The 15542-nt window shown below is 65.8% G+C and carries 14 protein-coding genes; 5 read left to right on the top strand and 9 right to left on the bottom strand.

Features of this window, described 5'->3' with window-relative positions; genetic code table 11:
- Nucleotides 1-77: 77 nt before the first annotated feature.
- Both C447_RS17905 and C447_RS07615 read right to left on the bottom strand, forming a co-directional pair.
- Nucleotides 78-248: a hypothetical protein gene (locus C447_RS17905; protein ID WP_153300716.1), complete on the bottom strand. Its 171-nt coding sequence runs from the start codon at nt 246-248 to the stop codon at nt 78-80.
- 115 nt (nt 249-363) lie between these two features.
- Nucleotides 364-1704 (bottom strand): NRAMP family divalent metal transporter, encoded by a 1341-nt coding sequence (locus tag C447_RS07615; RefSeq protein WP_049904422.1) that lies wholly within the window; start codon nt 1702-1704, stop codon nt 364-366.
- Between the two features lie 361 nt (nt 1705-2065).
- On the opposite strand from C447_RS07615, the gene C447_RS07610 reads away from it, so the two are divergent.
- The gene (locus tag C447_RS07610; protein WP_007692550.1) at nt 2066-2539 is read left to right on the top strand and encodes a universal stress protein; all 474 of its coding nucleotides are present in this window, start codon (nt 2066-2068) and stop codon (nt 2537-2539) included.
- A gap of 43 nt (nt 2540-2582) precedes the next feature.
- On the opposite strand, the gene C447_RS07605 is transcribed toward C447_RS07610, so the two are convergent.
- A complete protein-coding gene (locus C447_RS07605) occupies nt 2583-4301 on the bottom strand; it encodes a formate--tetrahydrofolate ligase (RefSeq protein ID WP_007692549.1) in 1719 nt (572 codons plus the stop codon).
- A 326-nt stretch (nt 4302-4627) separates the two neighbouring features.
- Between C447_RS07605 and C447_RS07600 the strand changes: the two genes are divergently transcribed.
- Entirely contained in the window at nt 4628-4903 is a 276-nt protein-coding gene (locus tag C447_RS07600) for a 4a-hydroxytetrahydrobiopterin dehydratase (protein ID WP_007692548.1), read from the top strand.
- A gap of 71 nt (nt 4904-4974) precedes the next feature.
- On the opposite strand, the gene C447_RS07595 is transcribed toward C447_RS07600, so the two are convergent.
- Together C447_RS07595 and C447_RS07590 are read right to left on the bottom strand one after the other, a co-directional pair.
- Nucleotides 4975-6159, bottom strand: a complete 1185-nt coding sequence (locus C447_RS07595) for an MFS transporter (protein ID WP_010612640.1) — start codon at nt 6157-6159, stop codon at nt 4975-4977.
- A gap of 232 nt (nt 6160-6391) precedes the next feature.
- The gene (locus C447_RS07590) at nt 6392-8533 is read right to left on the bottom strand and encodes a DUF11 domain-containing protein (RefSeq protein WP_237713448.1); all 2142 of its coding nucleotides are present in this window, start codon (nt 8531-8533) and stop codon (nt 6392-6394) included.
- A gap of 366 nt (nt 8534-8899) precedes the next feature.
- On the opposite strand from C447_RS07590, the gene C447_RS07585 reads away from it, so the two are divergent.
- Together C447_RS07585 and C447_RS18320 are read left to right on the top strand one after the other, a co-directional pair.
- Entirely contained in the window at nt 8900-9340 is a 441-nt protein-coding gene (locus C447_RS07585) for a DUF5518 domain-containing protein (RefSeq protein WP_007692543.1), read from the top strand.
- Entirely contained in the window at nt 9289-9768 is a 480-nt protein-coding gene (locus tag C447_RS18320) for a hypothetical protein (protein ID WP_160162922.1), read from the top strand. Before C447_RS07585 ends, C447_RS18320 begins: the two co-directional genes overlap by 52 nt.
- Nucleotides 9769-9974: 206 nt before the next feature.
- Here the strand turns inward: C447_RS18320 and C447_RS07575 are convergent, their stop codons facing one another.
- The 3 genes from C447_RS07575 to C447_RS07565 form a co-directional block, all read right to left on the bottom strand.
- Complete coding sequence (locus C447_RS07575; RefSeq protein ID WP_007692541.1) at nt 9975-10142, bottom strand: hypothetical protein; 168 nt, start codon at nt 10140-10142, stop codon at nt 9975-9977.
- A gap of 102 nt (nt 10143-10244) precedes the next feature.
- Entirely contained in the window at nt 10245-10517 is a 273-nt protein-coding gene (locus C447_RS07570; RefSeq protein ID WP_007692540.1) for a hypothetical protein, read from the bottom strand.
- 150 nt (nt 10518-10667) lie between these two features.
- Complete coding sequence (locus C447_RS07565; RefSeq protein ID WP_007692539.1) at nt 10668-13001, bottom strand: DEAD/DEAH box helicase; 2334 nt, start codon at nt 12999-13001, stop codon at nt 10668-10670.
- Nucleotides 13002-13316: 315 nt separating this feature from the next.
- On the opposite strand from C447_RS07565, the gene C447_RS07560 reads away from it, so the two are divergent.
- Nucleotides 13317-13526, top strand: a complete 210-nt coding sequence (locus C447_RS07560) for a hypothetical protein (RefSeq protein WP_007692538.1) — start codon at nt 13317-13319, stop codon at nt 13524-13526.
- Between the two features lie 44 nt (nt 13527-13570).
- On the opposite strand, the gene C447_RS07555 is transcribed toward C447_RS07560, so the two are convergent.
- Complete coding sequence (locus C447_RS07555; RefSeq protein WP_007692535.1) at nt 13571-15031, bottom strand: ribonuclease H-like domain-containing protein; 1461 nt, start codon at nt 15029-15031, stop codon at nt 13571-13573.
- Nucleotides 15032-15542 lie beyond the last annotated feature (511 nt).

Raw genomic sequence — 15542 nt, 5'->3', positions numbered from 1 at the left:
TTCGTCGCACGAACCGTTTCTCGCGGCGAAGAACCGAGCAACGCTCCACCGAGGCTCCGTCCCGGCCCGGCCGCTGCTCAGACCCGGCCGAGCGACGTACGCTTCGACGACATCCGGTCGTTCCGGGTCCGATCGGTCTCCGGTTCGGTGTGTTCGAGACGGATGTGGCGCTTCATCGGTCGGGCGTCGGTCGGCCCGATCTCGAAGACGCGGTCACAGAACGGACATCCATGGTACTGTGGCCCCATGACCGAGTGAGACGGCGTACCGGAATACGTGTGTGGCTTGCTCTGGCATGGTGACTCCGGGGGCCCTTCGTCGCTTCAACGGCTCCCTTCCACCGGACGGGGACGGTTGCGGGGATTACAGGCCGCCACCCGTGATGGCACCGACGACGCTCCGGGCCGAGGAGACCGCGAGCACGACCGAGAGAACGACGAGTATCGCACCGACGGCGTTCAGTGCCCGGCCGTTGACGTACTCGTCGAGCAGCGTCGAACTGTTCGCCGCCCAGAGGAGGCAGACCGTCGTGATGGGAAGCCCGACGACCGCGTTGACGGCGGGGAAGAGGAGTATCATGTCGACGACGCTCAACCCGAAGAGTATCGAGACGAGCGGCGACAGGCCGCCGATGGCGGTCCCGACCGCGTAGATCGCCCGGAAGACCTGGTCGGTATCGTCGACCTCGTGCCCGAGCGCCTGCGGGAGGATGTACGCCGGCGTCCACATGATCGGGACGATGCTGTTGAAGGCCGCGACGATCGAGCCGACGAGGAACAGGACGAGCGCCCACTCGCCGAGGATATCCGCGAGCGCGCGTCCGGGCGTGATGTACGTCGTGATCTCGGTGATCCCGGCGGGGCGAAGCACGGCCGCCGTCGCGACGACGATCGCGACCGTGACGATCCCGCCGATGGCGTAGCCCATCCCGAGGTCGCGGCGCATCGCCGGCAGCGCCGATTCGTCGGTCCAGCCCTTCTCCCGAACGAGGATGGATTCGAGGAAGAAGTTGGGCCAGAGCGCGGTCGTCCCGAGGATNTCGTCGGTCCAGCCCTTCTCCCGAACGAGGATGGATTCGAGGAAGAAGTTGGGCCAGAGCGCGGTCGTCCCGAGGATCCCGGCGACGAGGGCGAGCGCGCCGAGCTCGGGGATCCGGGGAACCATCCCGCCCACCATCCCGACGAGGGACGGCGAGCTCCCGCCGGCGACGACCACGTAGGCGATCAGGAGGCCGAACATCAGCGCGACCATCACCTTCTCGACCGCGTCGTAGCCGAGGATGCCGACCACGACGGCGACGACGGCACACAGCACCGCGAGCGGCATCCAGCCGACGGCGTAGCCCGCGCCAGCGAGGAGAACCGAGATACCCTTTCCGACGGCGGCCGTGAGTTCAAGCCCCCACGCGACACACCCCAGCGAGAGCACGACCGCGATGGCGGTGGCGGTCGGGGCTCCGAGCCGGTCGTGGACGAACACCATCAGTGGCTTCCCGAAGATGCCACACCTGGCGCTGATGTACTGGGCGATGAACCCGAGCACGACCGCCGCGACCACCGCCCAGAGCAGTGCGTAGCCGTACTGGACCCCGGCCGAACTCGCGATGAACACCGAGCCCGAACCGAAGTAGCTCGCGACCATCACGAACCCGAGACCGTATTCGTCGAAGAACCCCTCCAACGGCGTGTTCTCCATCACGTTCATGGTATCATCCTGGTTTTCGAGTCGAGAGCCGAACAGAAACGAAGCCGCCATCACTCCGATCCACCTCGTCGGTCGCCGGAGACCGAATAACTCCGGGGCGAACGGATGCGATACCCTCGCATAAACCTTGAGCTTTCGAGCGCGCTTCGCCGTTCCCGACGACCCCCCACGCGAACCGCTCGGGCCCCGACTCCATGGAACAGCCCCGAATCCCCGTTCAGGCCGTGGTCCGCCGAGGGTGCCTGCGCACTCCTGCTCAGCGGTTAAGCATGTGGGACGTGAACGAACCGTACGGAGCGGCTGGCTCGTACTGGCTCCCGAGGGGTCGGTCGCGGGCACACAACGGAGTTACCGATGTCAAATGTCAACTGCCAAAAACATTCTCGTCCCGATGGACGGGTCCCCACAAGCCGAGGCCGCGCTCGTTCACGCGCTCGCATTGCCTGACGTCACCATCACGTTGCTCACGGTCATCAACCCGTTCGACACCAGACCGGAGGAATCCGGCTATCACTCCCCGGTCGGCAGAGCGGGGATGCCGGGATACAGCGAGGAGTGGTACGAACCGACGAAGGAGCGCATCAGGGAGCGATTCTCGCAGGCCCAGGGGCGGGCCGATGCACGCGGCCTCACCCTCGCCACGGTCATCGAGTTCGGCGATCCCGCCCGCTCGATCGTGAAGTACTCGGAGCGAAACGGGATCGACCACATCGTCATGGGGAGTCACGGCCGGTCCGGCCTGTCGCGAATCCTGCGTGGGAGCGTCTCCGAAGCAGTCATGCGCCGTTCGGCCTCCCCGGTGACGGTCGTCCGTGACCAGCAGGCCGACGAGTAACGACACTGCGTGTCCCCGGGATCGACTCCGGGGACGGTCACCTTCAGAACAATCCCGAGACGGTTCCGTCGTCGTCGATGTCCATGTTGGCGGCGGCGGGGTCGTCGGGTAGCCCCGGCAGCGTGAGCACGTCGCTGGTGAGCGCGACCAGGAAGCCCGCGCCAGCGGAGGGATAGACCTCCTGGATTTCGAGGTCCCAGCCCGTCGGCGCACCCTTCTTCGAGGCGTCGTCGCTGAGCGAGTGGAAGGTCTTCGACATCACGACCGGGAGGTCACCGAATCCCAGTTCGTCCATGCGTTCGATGTCGTCGCGGGCGTCGCTCCCGATCGAGACCGAGTCCGCGCCGTAGATCTCGGTGGCGATCGCCTCGATCTTCGTCTCGATCGGGGCCGTCACGTCGTAGAGGAACTCGAACGTCTCCTCGTTCGTCTCGATGGCGGTCATGAGTTTCTCGGCGAGGTCCGCACCGCCCGCGCCGCCCTCCTCGAACACCGTCGACTCGGCCGCCTCGATGCCCAGGTCCTCCCGGCAGTGGTCGAGTACCGCTTCGACTTCTTCGGACGTATCGCCGGGGAACCGATTCACCGCCACTACGACTGGGACGCCGAACCCCTGAAGGTTGCGGACGTGAGCGTCGAGGTTCTCGAACCCCGCCCGCACCGCCTCGACGTCCGCCTCGTCGAGCGCGTCGAGGTCGGCGGGCCACATATCCTTGCCGTGGTACTTCAACGCGCGGACGGAGGCGACGAGCGTGACCGCCGCGGGCTCCATCCCACCGAGCCGACAGACGACGTTCATGAACTTCTCGGCACCCAGGTCCGAGCCGAATCCCGCCTCGGTAATGAGGTAGTCCGAGAGTTTTCGAGCCGCCTCGTCGGCGATCAACGAGTTGGTTCCGTGAGCGATGTTGGCGAACGGGCCGCCGTGGACGAACGCCGGCGTCCCCTCGATGGTCTGGACGACGTTCGGCTTGAGGGCGTCCTTCAGGAGGATCGTGACCGCCCCCGTGGCCTCGATGTCGTCGGCGGTCACGGCGTCCCCGTCCTCGTCGTACGCGACGATGATGCGCCCGACGCGCTCCTCGAGGTCGGCGAGGTCGTCGGCGAGACACAGCACGGCCATCATCTCGGAGGCCGCCGTCAGGATGAAGCCGTCCTCGCGGGGGATGCCCGTCGCCTCGCCGCCGAGCCCGATGACCGTCTCGCGAAGCGCGCGGTCGTTCATGTCGATCGCCCGGGGCCACTGGACCCGGTTGACGTCGATGTCGAGGTCGTTGCCCTGTTTGATGTGGTTGTCGAGCATCGTGGCGACCAGGTTGTGCGCCGAGGTGAGCGCGTGGAGGTCGCCGGTGAAGTGGAGGTTGATGTCCTCCATCGGCAGTACCTGGGAGTAGCCCCCGCCCGCCGCCCCGCCCTTGACGCCGAAGACCGGCCCGAGCGAGGGTTCGCGGACCGCCGCGAGCGCGTTCTCGCCGAGGTGGTTGAACGCCTGCGTCAGGCCGACGGTCGTGACGGTCTTCCCCTCGCCCATCGGGGTCGGCGTCATCCCGGTCACGAGGATCACGTCGCCGTCCTCGCGCTCCGAGTTCCGGAGCCGTTCGATGGCGTCGAACGTGAGCTTCGCGGTCTCGTCGCCGTAGAGCTCGAGGTCGTCCTCGGTGAGCCCGACCGGCTCGACGACCTCGGTGATGGGTCGCGTCTCGACCTGCTGGGCGATCTCGTAATCCGTCGGCACCTCGGTGGGTTCGTCTGACGACGCCATGATCGTCCGTGACTTACGGCGAGCCCCGTTTCAACTTTCGTGTGCAGTGAACCCCGCCTTTTTATAATGTGGTCCGTTCGAGGTCGTCCGCGCTCGGGGCATCGGGGACGTTCAACGCCACCGTGGCGGCGGGCACCACGAGCTCCTCGATACTGCCCATCGGCGACCGAGTGGCTACCGACGGCGGGAGAGACGTTCCCGAATCAACGACGCGTCCCGACCGCTTCGCGTAGTTGGGCTGTCGGTTTCGGTCGCGCGGTTGTCCACCGACGTTGCTTGAACGAGCCTGGCAAACCCTTATTCACCTGCTCCCCGGTTGTGATGACATGGCCGACACCCTCTCGGACGACGAGGTCGACGACCGTGCACCCGACGGATGGAGTCGGGACGGCGAGGCGATCGTTCGGACCTACGGGTTCGACGAGTATCTCGACGGCGTCGACTTCGCGAACGACGTCGCCGAGCTCGCCGACGAGGAGGTCCACCATCCGGAGATCACGATCCGGTTCGACGAGGTCGAAGTGCAGCTGACGAGCCACGAGGAAGGCGGTGTCACCGAGCAGGACGTGGAGATGGCGGAGCAGTTCAACGACCAGTACTGACGAGGTCGACACCGTAGTCCGCCGGGCTACCCACCCCCGTCGAACACGAAAGCGACCTCGATAGCCGGAGCTCAGTTCTCGTCGCTTCGGGGGATCGTCCTGATCGCAAACCAGACCACGCCGATGAGGAACGCGGCGACACCGGAGAGGAACAGCGTCCCTCGGTATCCCACTACGCCGGTGGCGGCGACGCTCAGCGGTGGACCGACCGTAGTCCCGAGCCGGAGCACGCTCGTTCGCACGCTCATGATGCTTCCACGGAAGTCGTCCGGGGCCAGTTCGTTCAGCGCGGTGTCCGTGATCGGTTCCGCGAGCCCCTGCCCGAACCCGAACAGGAGCAACGCGCCAGCGACGGTGGGGAGCGACTGGGCGTGTGCGACGACGACGAGCCCGACGCCGTAGCTCACGAACCCGAGCGCGATGGATTGGAAGCTCGTGAACGTGCGGAGGATCCGCCCGCTCTGTGTCGCGGTGGCTCCCATCGCGAGCGCTGGGAGTCCCAGGAGGAGACCGATACCGGCCGACGAGAGCTGGTAGCTGTCGTCGAGAAGGAAGGGTAGCAGCGTGAGCTGTGCCCCGTAGAGAACGACGAAGATCCCGAATATCGCCGTGTAGAGGACCGCGAACGGTCGCAACGGGGTGGGCCCCGTGAGGAACGCGTACACGCTCGGCTCGGCGTCGCTCTCGCTTCGTTCCGGCTCCTGGAGCACCGTGATCCCGGGGAGGATGATGACGAGCGCGAGGAGGAAGCAGGCGAACGGGACCGACCAGGCGATCGTCGCGAGCGCACCGCCGAGAAGTGGATAGCCGGCGGCACCGATCGCGAGGATCGCGGCGTTGGTCCCGATCAGAACGCGCCGCTCCTCGCCGGTGAAGAGGTCGCCCAGGAGCGTGATCGTGACCATCATGATCGCGCTGCTGGCTGCGCCCTGAATGCCCCGAAGCACGAGAACGAGCGTGAAATCGGGGACGAAGACGATCACACCGCCGCAGAGCCCGAAGACGGCGAGCGCCGGAAGCAGGACGGGTTTTCGACCGATCCGGTCGGCGACGACCCCGATCGGAATCGTGAGGAAGATCCCCGGGAGCGTGAACGCCGACAGCAGCAAACTGGCCTGCCCCTCCGAGATACCCCAGGCCTCCTGGACGGCCGGGAGTGCGGGGCTGATGAGGGAGACACCCATCACCGCGACGAGCGTGCTCGCGAATATCACGACGACGACCGGCGAGGACCGGAGTATCCGCGTCACTCTCATTTACTCTGTTCACCGTTCCGACTCGCGCTTCCTAAGCCATCCGTTGTCGTCCGGTCGATGCCACCTCCGTCTCGGACTGGTACGCTCGCTGGCGGATCCACTCACCATCGGGAGGGTGAAAACGGGATACCGGCCCGAAAGCGCTCGCCGAGAACTCGACCGTTCCCGGTCGGCGGAGACGGTACTATCCGAAACTGGGGAACGAAAAATGGGTCGCCGGTGGTGTCCAGCGTTACCGGTTCTCTCTGAAGAGCACGACGCTCCCCAGGAGTCCGAGCAGGGTCACGCCGCCGACCGCGAGCCCGCCGGTCGAGAGCGGGCCGACCGCGGACTGGGTGTCCGTGGTCGCCGTGGCGGCCGTTCCGTCGGTGCCAGCGTCCGTACTGGATCCAGTGGTGGCGTCGTCGCTGGCGTTGGTATCGCTGTCAGTGGCGTTGGTGGCGTTCTCGGACGTGTCGTCGACCGAGCTAGCACCGGCCGATGCGCCGCCCGAGAGCCCACCGAGGAAGCCATCGAGGTCGTCGCCGTCGATCGCGTTCCCGAGGTCCTCAACCGTGGTATCGTCGTTGTTGAGCGCGTCCCCGATGGACGCGAGCTCCAGGTCGCTCGTCGAGTCGAGCAGCGCCACGAGCTGGTCGGTCGTGAGTTCGGCCTGGAGGTCGTCGACTTGCGCGTCGGTGAACGCGTCGTTCAGCGCGGCGAGCTGGTCGTCCGTCAGCCCACCGTCGAGCGCGCTCACCAGCGTGATCGTCGCGCTGTCGGCGTCGTTGTCGGCGTTCGAGTCCTCGGGCGAGGAGGACGTCAGTTCGACGTCGTTGGTCGCGTTGAGCTCGGCGAGCGAGCCGTCGAGCAGACCCGCATCCGCCGAGACGGCGAGCGCGTCGAACGTCAGTGTCGCGGTCTCACCCGGTTCGAGCGTCCCGACCTCGAAGTCGCCGGTGGCGGCACTGAAGTCGCCCTGACTCGTGCTCGAATCGGTGACGAGGAACGCCGTCGTATCGAGGATGTCGTCGTTCGCGATGTCGGCGATCACGTCGTCGTCGTTGACCACGACGTCATCGGCGGTCGCGTCCCCGTCGTTGGTGACCGTCACGGTGAACGTCGCGGGTTCGTTCGCCTGCAGGATACCGCCGCCGTCGAGCAGACTGACCTCGACTTCGTCCGTATCCGTACTCTTCGAGACGCTGATGTCGGGGGCACCGTCGCCGTCCCCACCGTCAGTCGTCCCTGGCGTGGTGGTTTCGTCCCCGTCGCCGGCGTCGCCGTCGCCAGTGTCGACGTTGCCGGAGCCGTCACCGACCGTCGAGTTCTGGATGATCTGGGTGACCGTCGTGCTGTTGTCGATGTTGGTGACACTGTTGTCGACGTATATGCTGTTCAGGTTGAGCGTCTGGTCGCCGTTGACGGCGTTGTCGACGATCGTGCTGTTGTCGATCGAGTTGTCCTCGATCGCGGTGTTGACCTCGCTCAGGTCGAGGTAACCCAAGTCGAGGAGGATCTGCAACAGGGTGCTGTCGTCAATGTCGCCGACGGTCTGGCTGTTGTCGCCGTCGCCGCCGTCGGTGTCAGATCCGTCGTCGGTGTCCGAACCATCGTCGGTCGGTGCATCGGTATCCGATCCGTCATCGCTTCCGTCCGTTCCATCCGTTCCGTCCGTCCCGTCCGCACCGTCATCGCCATCGCTTCCATCCGTACCGTCCGTTTCATCCGCATCGTCTGCACCGTCCGCACCGTCAGTGCCGTCCGTTCCATCCGTTCCGTCCGCACCGTCAGTACCGTCCGTTCCGTCCGCACCGTCGGCTCCATCCGAGCCATCGGTGCCATCGTCGCCATCGCTTCCATCCGCACCGTCCGAGCCGTCTGCACCGTCAGTGCCGTCGGTTCCATCCGAACCATCCGCACCGTCGCTCCCGTCGTCCGCCGCGTTGAGCGCCTCGACCAGCGCGTCGACGTTGAGACCGCTGGTGTCGCCGCCGTTGATGTCGTTCTCGTCGACGATCCGGTCGATGTCGTCGTTGGAGACCGAGGTCCCCTCGACGTTGGTGACGATCCGGGTGACGGAGTCACGCGCGTCCTGGTTGCTCATCCCGTCGTTCTCCTCGTTCGCGACGTCCTGACCGTTGACGCGAACGTCGCCGTCGTCGACGGTGACGTCCACGCTGGCGCTCTCGTCGGTTTCGGCGCTGTCGCCATCATCGGCGGGGTCGGCCCCCGAATCACCGCCGTCGCCGGTACGTTCGGTGGTGATATCGCTGACCTCGCCGGTCTCGCCGTTGATGACGATCTCGACGGTGTTGTTGTCGCCGTCGATATCGACGACGTCGTTGTCCTCACCGGCACCGCAGCCGCAGTTCGTCGTGTTCTGTTCGGTCATATCGGCCTGGTTGCCGGTTCCTGCCGCGAAAGCGGGTATCATCGTCGTACCGAGAACGACGATGAGACACGCAACAAGGACGGGCCCCATCCCGAGTCGTGGAAGTCTTCTCCCCATCGTGAACATAAATAATCAATAACCACTTAGTTCTTTTCCCAACTTAGTAATTTAGATAATAATACTAACTTCAAAATTACTAGATTTGTCTCTCTTGTTTTTCTCTATTCTGTATTTGTGATAACTCTCTTCATCTGTATTCTTTCAGGGACCGGCCGCTCGGTGCTCGGCGGGCTCTCGCCGCCCGGGTGGGGCCGCTCCACGGGGTAGATTTATATCGCTCAAAGGAAACATTCTGGATAGAGACCCATGGCTACGTCGAGTTCCCGGCGACTCGATGGTATCTGGAAGTACGGACTGCTCGGCGGGGTCGGCTCGATCCCGCTGACGGCCGCGCTTTCGGCGTGGAGGGGCTCGGTCACCACCCTCTCCGGGAACGGGGTCCTCGCCGGTGCCACCCTCGCCGGCTATCTCGCCGCGAACGCTTCGCGAGAGGCGAGTCGTGCCGGTCTGATCGCGGGGGTCGTCGGTGGTGCCCCGTTCACCGTCTGGACGGTCGGGACGCTCCTCGGGATCCCGGACGGCACCGTCGTGGTGTGGTCGAACCCGGTCCCGGAGGTCGCACTGCTTCTTTCGGTAGCTTTCGCGCTGACGTTGCTCTCGATGATCGCGGGGGTCATCGGGGGCCTCATCGGCGGGTGGCTCTCGGGGAAGACCCACCCACGACGAACGAAGAGTGCGGGAAACTGAGGCAGCGCCGGCGGTCCGGTCGTAGCGCGGCGAAATCCTCACTCCACGGATTCGTTTCGAGAGGAGGCGGACCCGACACGTTCCTCGGCCACCGGCTCGTCCGCAGCCGTTTCGTCGACGTCCTCGGTTTCGACCTCGCGGTCGCCGAGCGGGTCGGGAACGTCGGCGGTGTGAGACCCGTCGAAGGCGTCTCGAACCCGTTCGACGAGGGACAGAGCAGCGCCATCGCTAGCAGGTACACCAGATATCCGGGTTCGTCGCCGCCCACCGACTCACGGAGGTTCTCGACGACGTCGATCCCGAACGAATCGAGGAGTATCGAGAGAACACCGAGACAGAGAACGGCGATCAGGACCGATTCGGGATCCGGGAGGGCTCCGCGGAGTCGGTCGACGACGTCGTCCCGCTCCATACCCATCGTATTCTGATGGGAGTGATGTATTTTCCGCCGTATCGCTCGGACGTATTCGGTGGCGGCTGGTTTCCTACGGAACACCGCTGTGAAGCGATTCCGCTCTCGACGATCGAGACGAATGCCGAGATCGTTGCGCTCGTTGCTCCGTTCGCGCTCGTCGGAGACAACGGGGTGCCGAAACCACGACCACGCTGTGGTCCGGTCGAGCCGGACGCCGATTCAGAGGTCGCGCGGCTGGACGGTCTTTCGGTCGTTGTCCTCCGCACGTCGGGCGGCATCGGCGAGGCGGTCCGAGACCGCCTCGTCGAGCGCATCGTAGAAATCCGAGGAGACGTTCATCCCTTCGAGCTGTTCCTTCACGGCCGATTGAACGATCAGGTCTGCCACACCCGGGAGTTCGTGCCGAAGGGGACTTATACCCTATCGAAGCACACTGAAAGTGTGAGTCGTCGAGCGACGCTGGTCCCTCCATGCGCCCCCGGGCGGCGCTCAGTCGTCGGTCGGCGTGATGTAGACGTCGTCCCCGACGTAGTAGATGTGGCCGCGCTGAAAGAGGACTTCCAGTGCGTGTTCCGCGTCGGCTTCAGTGAACCCCTCGTCGGCCACGAGGACTGCTGTGGCCTCGTCCTTCGTGAAATCCCCGCTCGAACGTCCCGCTTCGCTCCCCTCCCCGCTGTCCGGCTCGGTCGAATCCTCGGCCGCTGCCGAGAGGAGTTCGAGAGCGTCCTCGGCGACCGGCGGTAATCGACGCTCCCATCCCATACGTGATATTCGTCTCCAGCAACATGAACCTACGTCCGACGCCCGTCAGACGGGTCTCGGATCGAGGACGGTCGAACGGGTCGTGGGAACCACGGGGACCGGACGGCAGGTCGCGATGGCTTCGTCGGGAAAGCGACGGTCGAATCGTCGTCAGCGGTGGGTCGGTCGTTCGGGGAGGGTCCGCTCCAGCAGCTCGACCGCCATACTGCGATGGAGCGGACTGTTGTCGTCGCCGCAGTTGCTGTCCATCACGCACGCCGGACAGCCGTCCTCACCGTCGCAGTCACAGTCGCGGATCATGTCCCGGGTGTGCGTCGCGATCGTCTCGTAGTGATCGAAGATCGCGCGGCTGAACCCCAGTCCGCCGGCGACACCGTCGTAGACGAACCAGACCGGCCCGTCGAGTTCCGGATGTCGACACTGGCTGAGCCCGCCGAGGTCGCCCTTGTCCAACCTGAGTTCGAGCGGTGCCATCCCGATCGTCCCGTGTTCGGCGGCGTGGAGCCCGCCGAGGAGCACCTCCGGGTCGACGTCCATCCCCGTCCGCTCGTCGAGGTCGTCCATCGTTCCGTCGGGGAAGGCCACCCACACGAGCTGGGTCCGCATCTCGATCGGGTCGAGCCCCGTCGGGATCTGGAGGCCACCATCCCCTCGGCCGTACTCGATCTTCTTGTAGGCGTAGTAGTCGACGGTGACCGTCGCCTCGCCGTAGCAGAGCACGATATCGTTCCCGAGGGCACGCGAGTCCTGTCGGTCGAGATCGCCGATGGTGATCTCCGAGAGGGTCCGGGTGTAGTAGTTCGCGTTCGTCCGTTCCAGAAGGACGTACGGGTGGGCACCCTCCTCGTTCAGCTCGACGATCTCGTATTCGGTCCCCTTGTGCAGGTGGACGGCCCCCTCGTGGAAGTCCCGATAGGCGCGAACCCTGTCGATGGGTTCCATGTCGATGTCGCCGTTTTCGATCCGAACCTCGAACTGCTCGCTCTGCGTCGCGTACATCGAGATGTCCATCTGCGGGCGGTGCGGGCCGTCGTACTGGACACCGGATTCGAGGCGGCCGACCATCCGCCCGGCGCGACGCCACATCTCGACGGCGCGTTCGAGGCGTTCGTCGCCGAACCACCGGCCGTCGTCGTGGGTGAGCGGGATCTCCTCGGCGGCACAGAGGAGATGCCGTGCGTAGACGGGATCGTTCGTGGTGTCGACCACCGCGTCCTCGATGGTGTCGCCGAGGATGTACTCCGGGTGGTCGAGGATGTACTGGTCGATGGAGTCGTAGTTCGCGACGAAGACGCCCAGCGCATCCGAGAGCCCGCGCCCCGAGCGGCCGACCTGCTGCCAGAACGACTGGCGGGTTCCCGGGTAGCCGGTGAGTATCGTCGCGTCGACGCTCCCGATGTCGATACCGAGTTCGAGGGCGTTGGTCGAGACGATACCGTCGAGTTTCCCGCTCTTGAGTCTATCTTCGGTCTGTCGTCGGGTGTCCTTCCCGTGGCCGGCGTTGTAGGCTTCGACGTCGAGCCTGCCGGTCGAAACGAGGTCCTCGTCGGCGTTCCGGACCCGGCGCGCGTCGAGTTCGGTCTGCTTTCGCGACCGGGTGAACATCAGCGTCTGGAGGTCCCGGTCGGCGAGGTGAGCGAGGACGTCGCTGGCCTCCTCGTCGGCCGACCGCTTGACCTCCTCGCCGTTCTCGTCGGTCTCGGTGGGCGGGTCCCAGAAGACGATCTCGCGTTCGCCGTGCGGCGAGCCGTCCTCGTCGACGACCCGGACCGTTTTCGCCGTGAGCGATTCGGCGTGTTCTTTCGGGTTACCGATGGTCGCGGAGGTGAGGGTCACCTGTGGGTCCGCGTCGTACCTATCGAGAACGCGCCAGAGACGGCGGATCACCCACGCGACGTGCATCCCCTGGATCCCCGTATAGGAGTGGCTCTCGTCGATCGCGACGAGGTGCAATCGTGCGTGAAACTCCGCCCAGAGCGCGTGGTCGGAGAGGTAGACGTTCACCCCGGAGAAGTTGCTGATGACGACGTCCGACCCCTCGCGGATGCGCCGACGTTCGTTCGACGGGGTGTCCCCGTCGTAGACGGCGACGTCGATGTCCAGCCCCAGTGTGGCGTAGAGTTCGTCCAACGCTTGCTTCTGGTCGCGGCTGAGCGCTTTCGTGGGATAGACCAGGAGTGCCGTCGAGTCCTCGCCTCGGTAGTGCTGGCGAGCGATGTGCAGCCCGTAGACGAACGTCTTTCCCGAGGACGTCGACGTCGCGACACAGACGTTCTCGCCAGCTTCGAGCAGCGAGAGGGCTTCGGCCTGGTGGGTGTAGAGGTCGTGCGGGAGTCGGTCCGCGAGCCCGGGTTCGAGCACGTCGGCGGCGGGAACCGTCTCGGCGTCGGCGGCGGGCTGGGTGTGGTCGTGGGCGACCTGCCCGGCGTAGCGGGGGTAGGTCCTCGCGAGCGAGTTTGCGTCGGGGTTCTGGCTGTCACTCATGGTCGTGCGATGACGAAGGGGCGACCGGGAGGGAAACGCCGGCGGATGTCATCGACCGTGGTGGCCCGCCGACTGGGGACGGGGTCCGTGCCGATGGATGCGAATACCGGGGTGGGCGTTCCCTCGAAAACCGAACGCTCGCCAGTTGGGCATACGAGCCGTTGGTGATTTCCGGCTATAAAGTATCGGTCGGCCCGCTTCGATTCGCCCATCGGTCGTGAGGGAGGCGGGAATTCGATCGTGACTCCCTCCCCGCCCCGTCGGCTATCCCGATGGCCCCAAGACGTATCGCGTCCCCGATAGAAACGGCACGGTATGGCTCAGCGTACGACGATCGGTGCGGACCGACACCGTTCGGGGTTCGAGTTCGAAACGCGGACACAGCTGGACCTCCTGATATTCCTGATCGCGCTCGTCGGTGCGGGGCTCACCCTCGGTCCGCCGATCGGGTTGCTCGCCGGGCTCGTCTGTCTCGGGGTCGCGCTGCTCACGCTCGCCCGGTTGTACTCCCGCGAGTTCAGGTAGCGGACGGGACGCCGACTGGTCCGGTGAAAGTCATCCTCGAGCCTTCAGTAGATGTCCCCGAGGGTACCCTGTTCAGTGGTTTCACCGACTGGCTGGGACCGATCGTCGTTCGTCGCCGCGAGCCGGTTCGCCTCACGCATCGCCTCGTAGATGAACGCGAGCGAGCGGACGTCGTCCTCGCAGTAGCGCTCGTGGCGCTCCCAGTCGAGTTCGTCGTCCGGACGCCTGGTCTCCATCCAGCGGCGGTAGGCGCGCCCGACGGCGGCCCCCGAGAGGCCCGTGTCGTCGTGCTCCCAGCCGAGCGCGCCGGCGACGTGTTCGAGTTTGTTCGTTCGACCGGGGAGGACGGCGTTGTCGTGGTCGCGGGCCCATCGAAGCGGGTCGCGTTTCGAGGCGCGTTTCCAGGCGTCGAGATGCTGTGGACAGTGGGCGGTGATCTGCTCCCGGAGGACGGGAAAGTCGAAGTTCCAGCCGTTCCACGCGATGAGCGTCCGATCGGAAGCGTTCGCCGTGTACCAGCGCACGAACGCACGAACCGCTTTCCCCGGGTCGTCCGGGTCGGGCTGGACGAACGAGACGTAGTCGCCGTCGATGCCGTCCTGCACGCCGATCAGCCACGCGATCGTCGGGTTGAGCCCGTCCGTCTCGATATCGATGAAGACGGGGTCCCGACCCGGAAGCGGCGTCTCGCTGGTTCGGATGACCCGCCCCTCCGAGAACGCCCGCGCGTTCGAGCGGATCGTCTCGCCCGTCCTCGGGCCGATACCCCTGATCTCGGCCAACTCCTCGACGGGCGTGGTGGCGATGTCGTCGGTGGTGGAGAGCCCCGCCGTTCGGAGTCGGTCCTCGGTCGTCGGCCCGACGCCGTGGATGGCGCGAAGCCCCAGTTTGCCGGGATCGAGTGACTCGGCCGTCGTGTGCCCCGCTGTATCGAGTGTGAAGCAGGTCAGCGGCGGCAATCCAGCCCCGTCCTGGAGGCCGATGCCGCGGACCCGGAGGTCGTCCCAGGTGTAGGCGTAGCCGGCCTCGATCCTCGTGACCAGATGCGTGTACGACCCGTCACGCTCGCTCGGTGAGAGTGCTCTCCGGTATTCGGATCGACCGGTGAGGGTGGTCGAAAGCGCGTCGGTATCGATATCGATATCGAGGAGTCCGCTCACGACGTAGGTCTCCGTGTCGGAATCGAGCGAACCATCCGTCTCACCCTCGTGGAGGGATTCGATATCGGCGGTGGTGTTCGCGAAGACCACGTCGACGCCGTTCGACGTGAACGCTCGGTAGTCGTCGGGGAGGGAGGCGTCGAGCGGGTCGAACACGACGGGGACGGAGTCGTCGGTGAGGTGGTCGAAGGCAACCGTCGTGTAGGCGTGTTCCCGGGGACCGAGGACGAGGAGGGCGTCCGGTTCGAAGTACGAGAGCGCGTCCTCGAACTCCGGTGGTGAGAACTGGAGCGCGACCACGGAGGGGATGACGAGCAGTTTCGCCGTCGAGTGAGCGTGGGGCATGGCGGGGAGGTGAACTCGTTCCGTCTTCGGGCGGGAACGACTTGAGCGTGGCTCCACGTGGACGTCCGCCCTGCCCGCTGCTGGGAGTAACGCACACGCCAACGGACGGGTGGTCGGCGGAAAACACGTCGTGGGCCGCCCTTTCGAGAAGTGACGAGCCGTTCGCTACTGTTAGTGGAGTGTCGCCCGGAACACTAACCACCGGCCTCATCGCGGGCGGTGTGCCGTCTCGGCCGGAAAACCCTATGCCGGGCGGGTCGTCGGCGACCATCCTCGGCCGGCGCGTGCCGGCCTCGCGTTCGGTCGTGCGATGCACGACCTGTGTCGTCGGCTTCCGCCGACTCCACGTTCGGGTGCGCTATGCGCACCCCGTGTCACCGGCTTCCGCCGGTTCCAGGTTCGGTTGCGCGACGCGCAACCAGTACCGACTATCGCACGCCGGGGTTCGCCGCGCGTCATCGCGCCCGTGTGGACGTGCTCGGGCGGGGACAACGGCGTGCAGGGGTCCTTG

The sequence above is a fragment of the Halococcus hamelinensis 100A6 genome, from assembly GCF_000336675.1.
In the GTDB taxonomy this organism is placed as follows: Archaea; Halobacteriota; Halobacteria; order Halobacteriales; family Halococcaceae; genus Halococcus; species Halococcus hamelinensis.
This window is presented reverse-complemented; position numbering and strand designations above follow the sequence as displayed.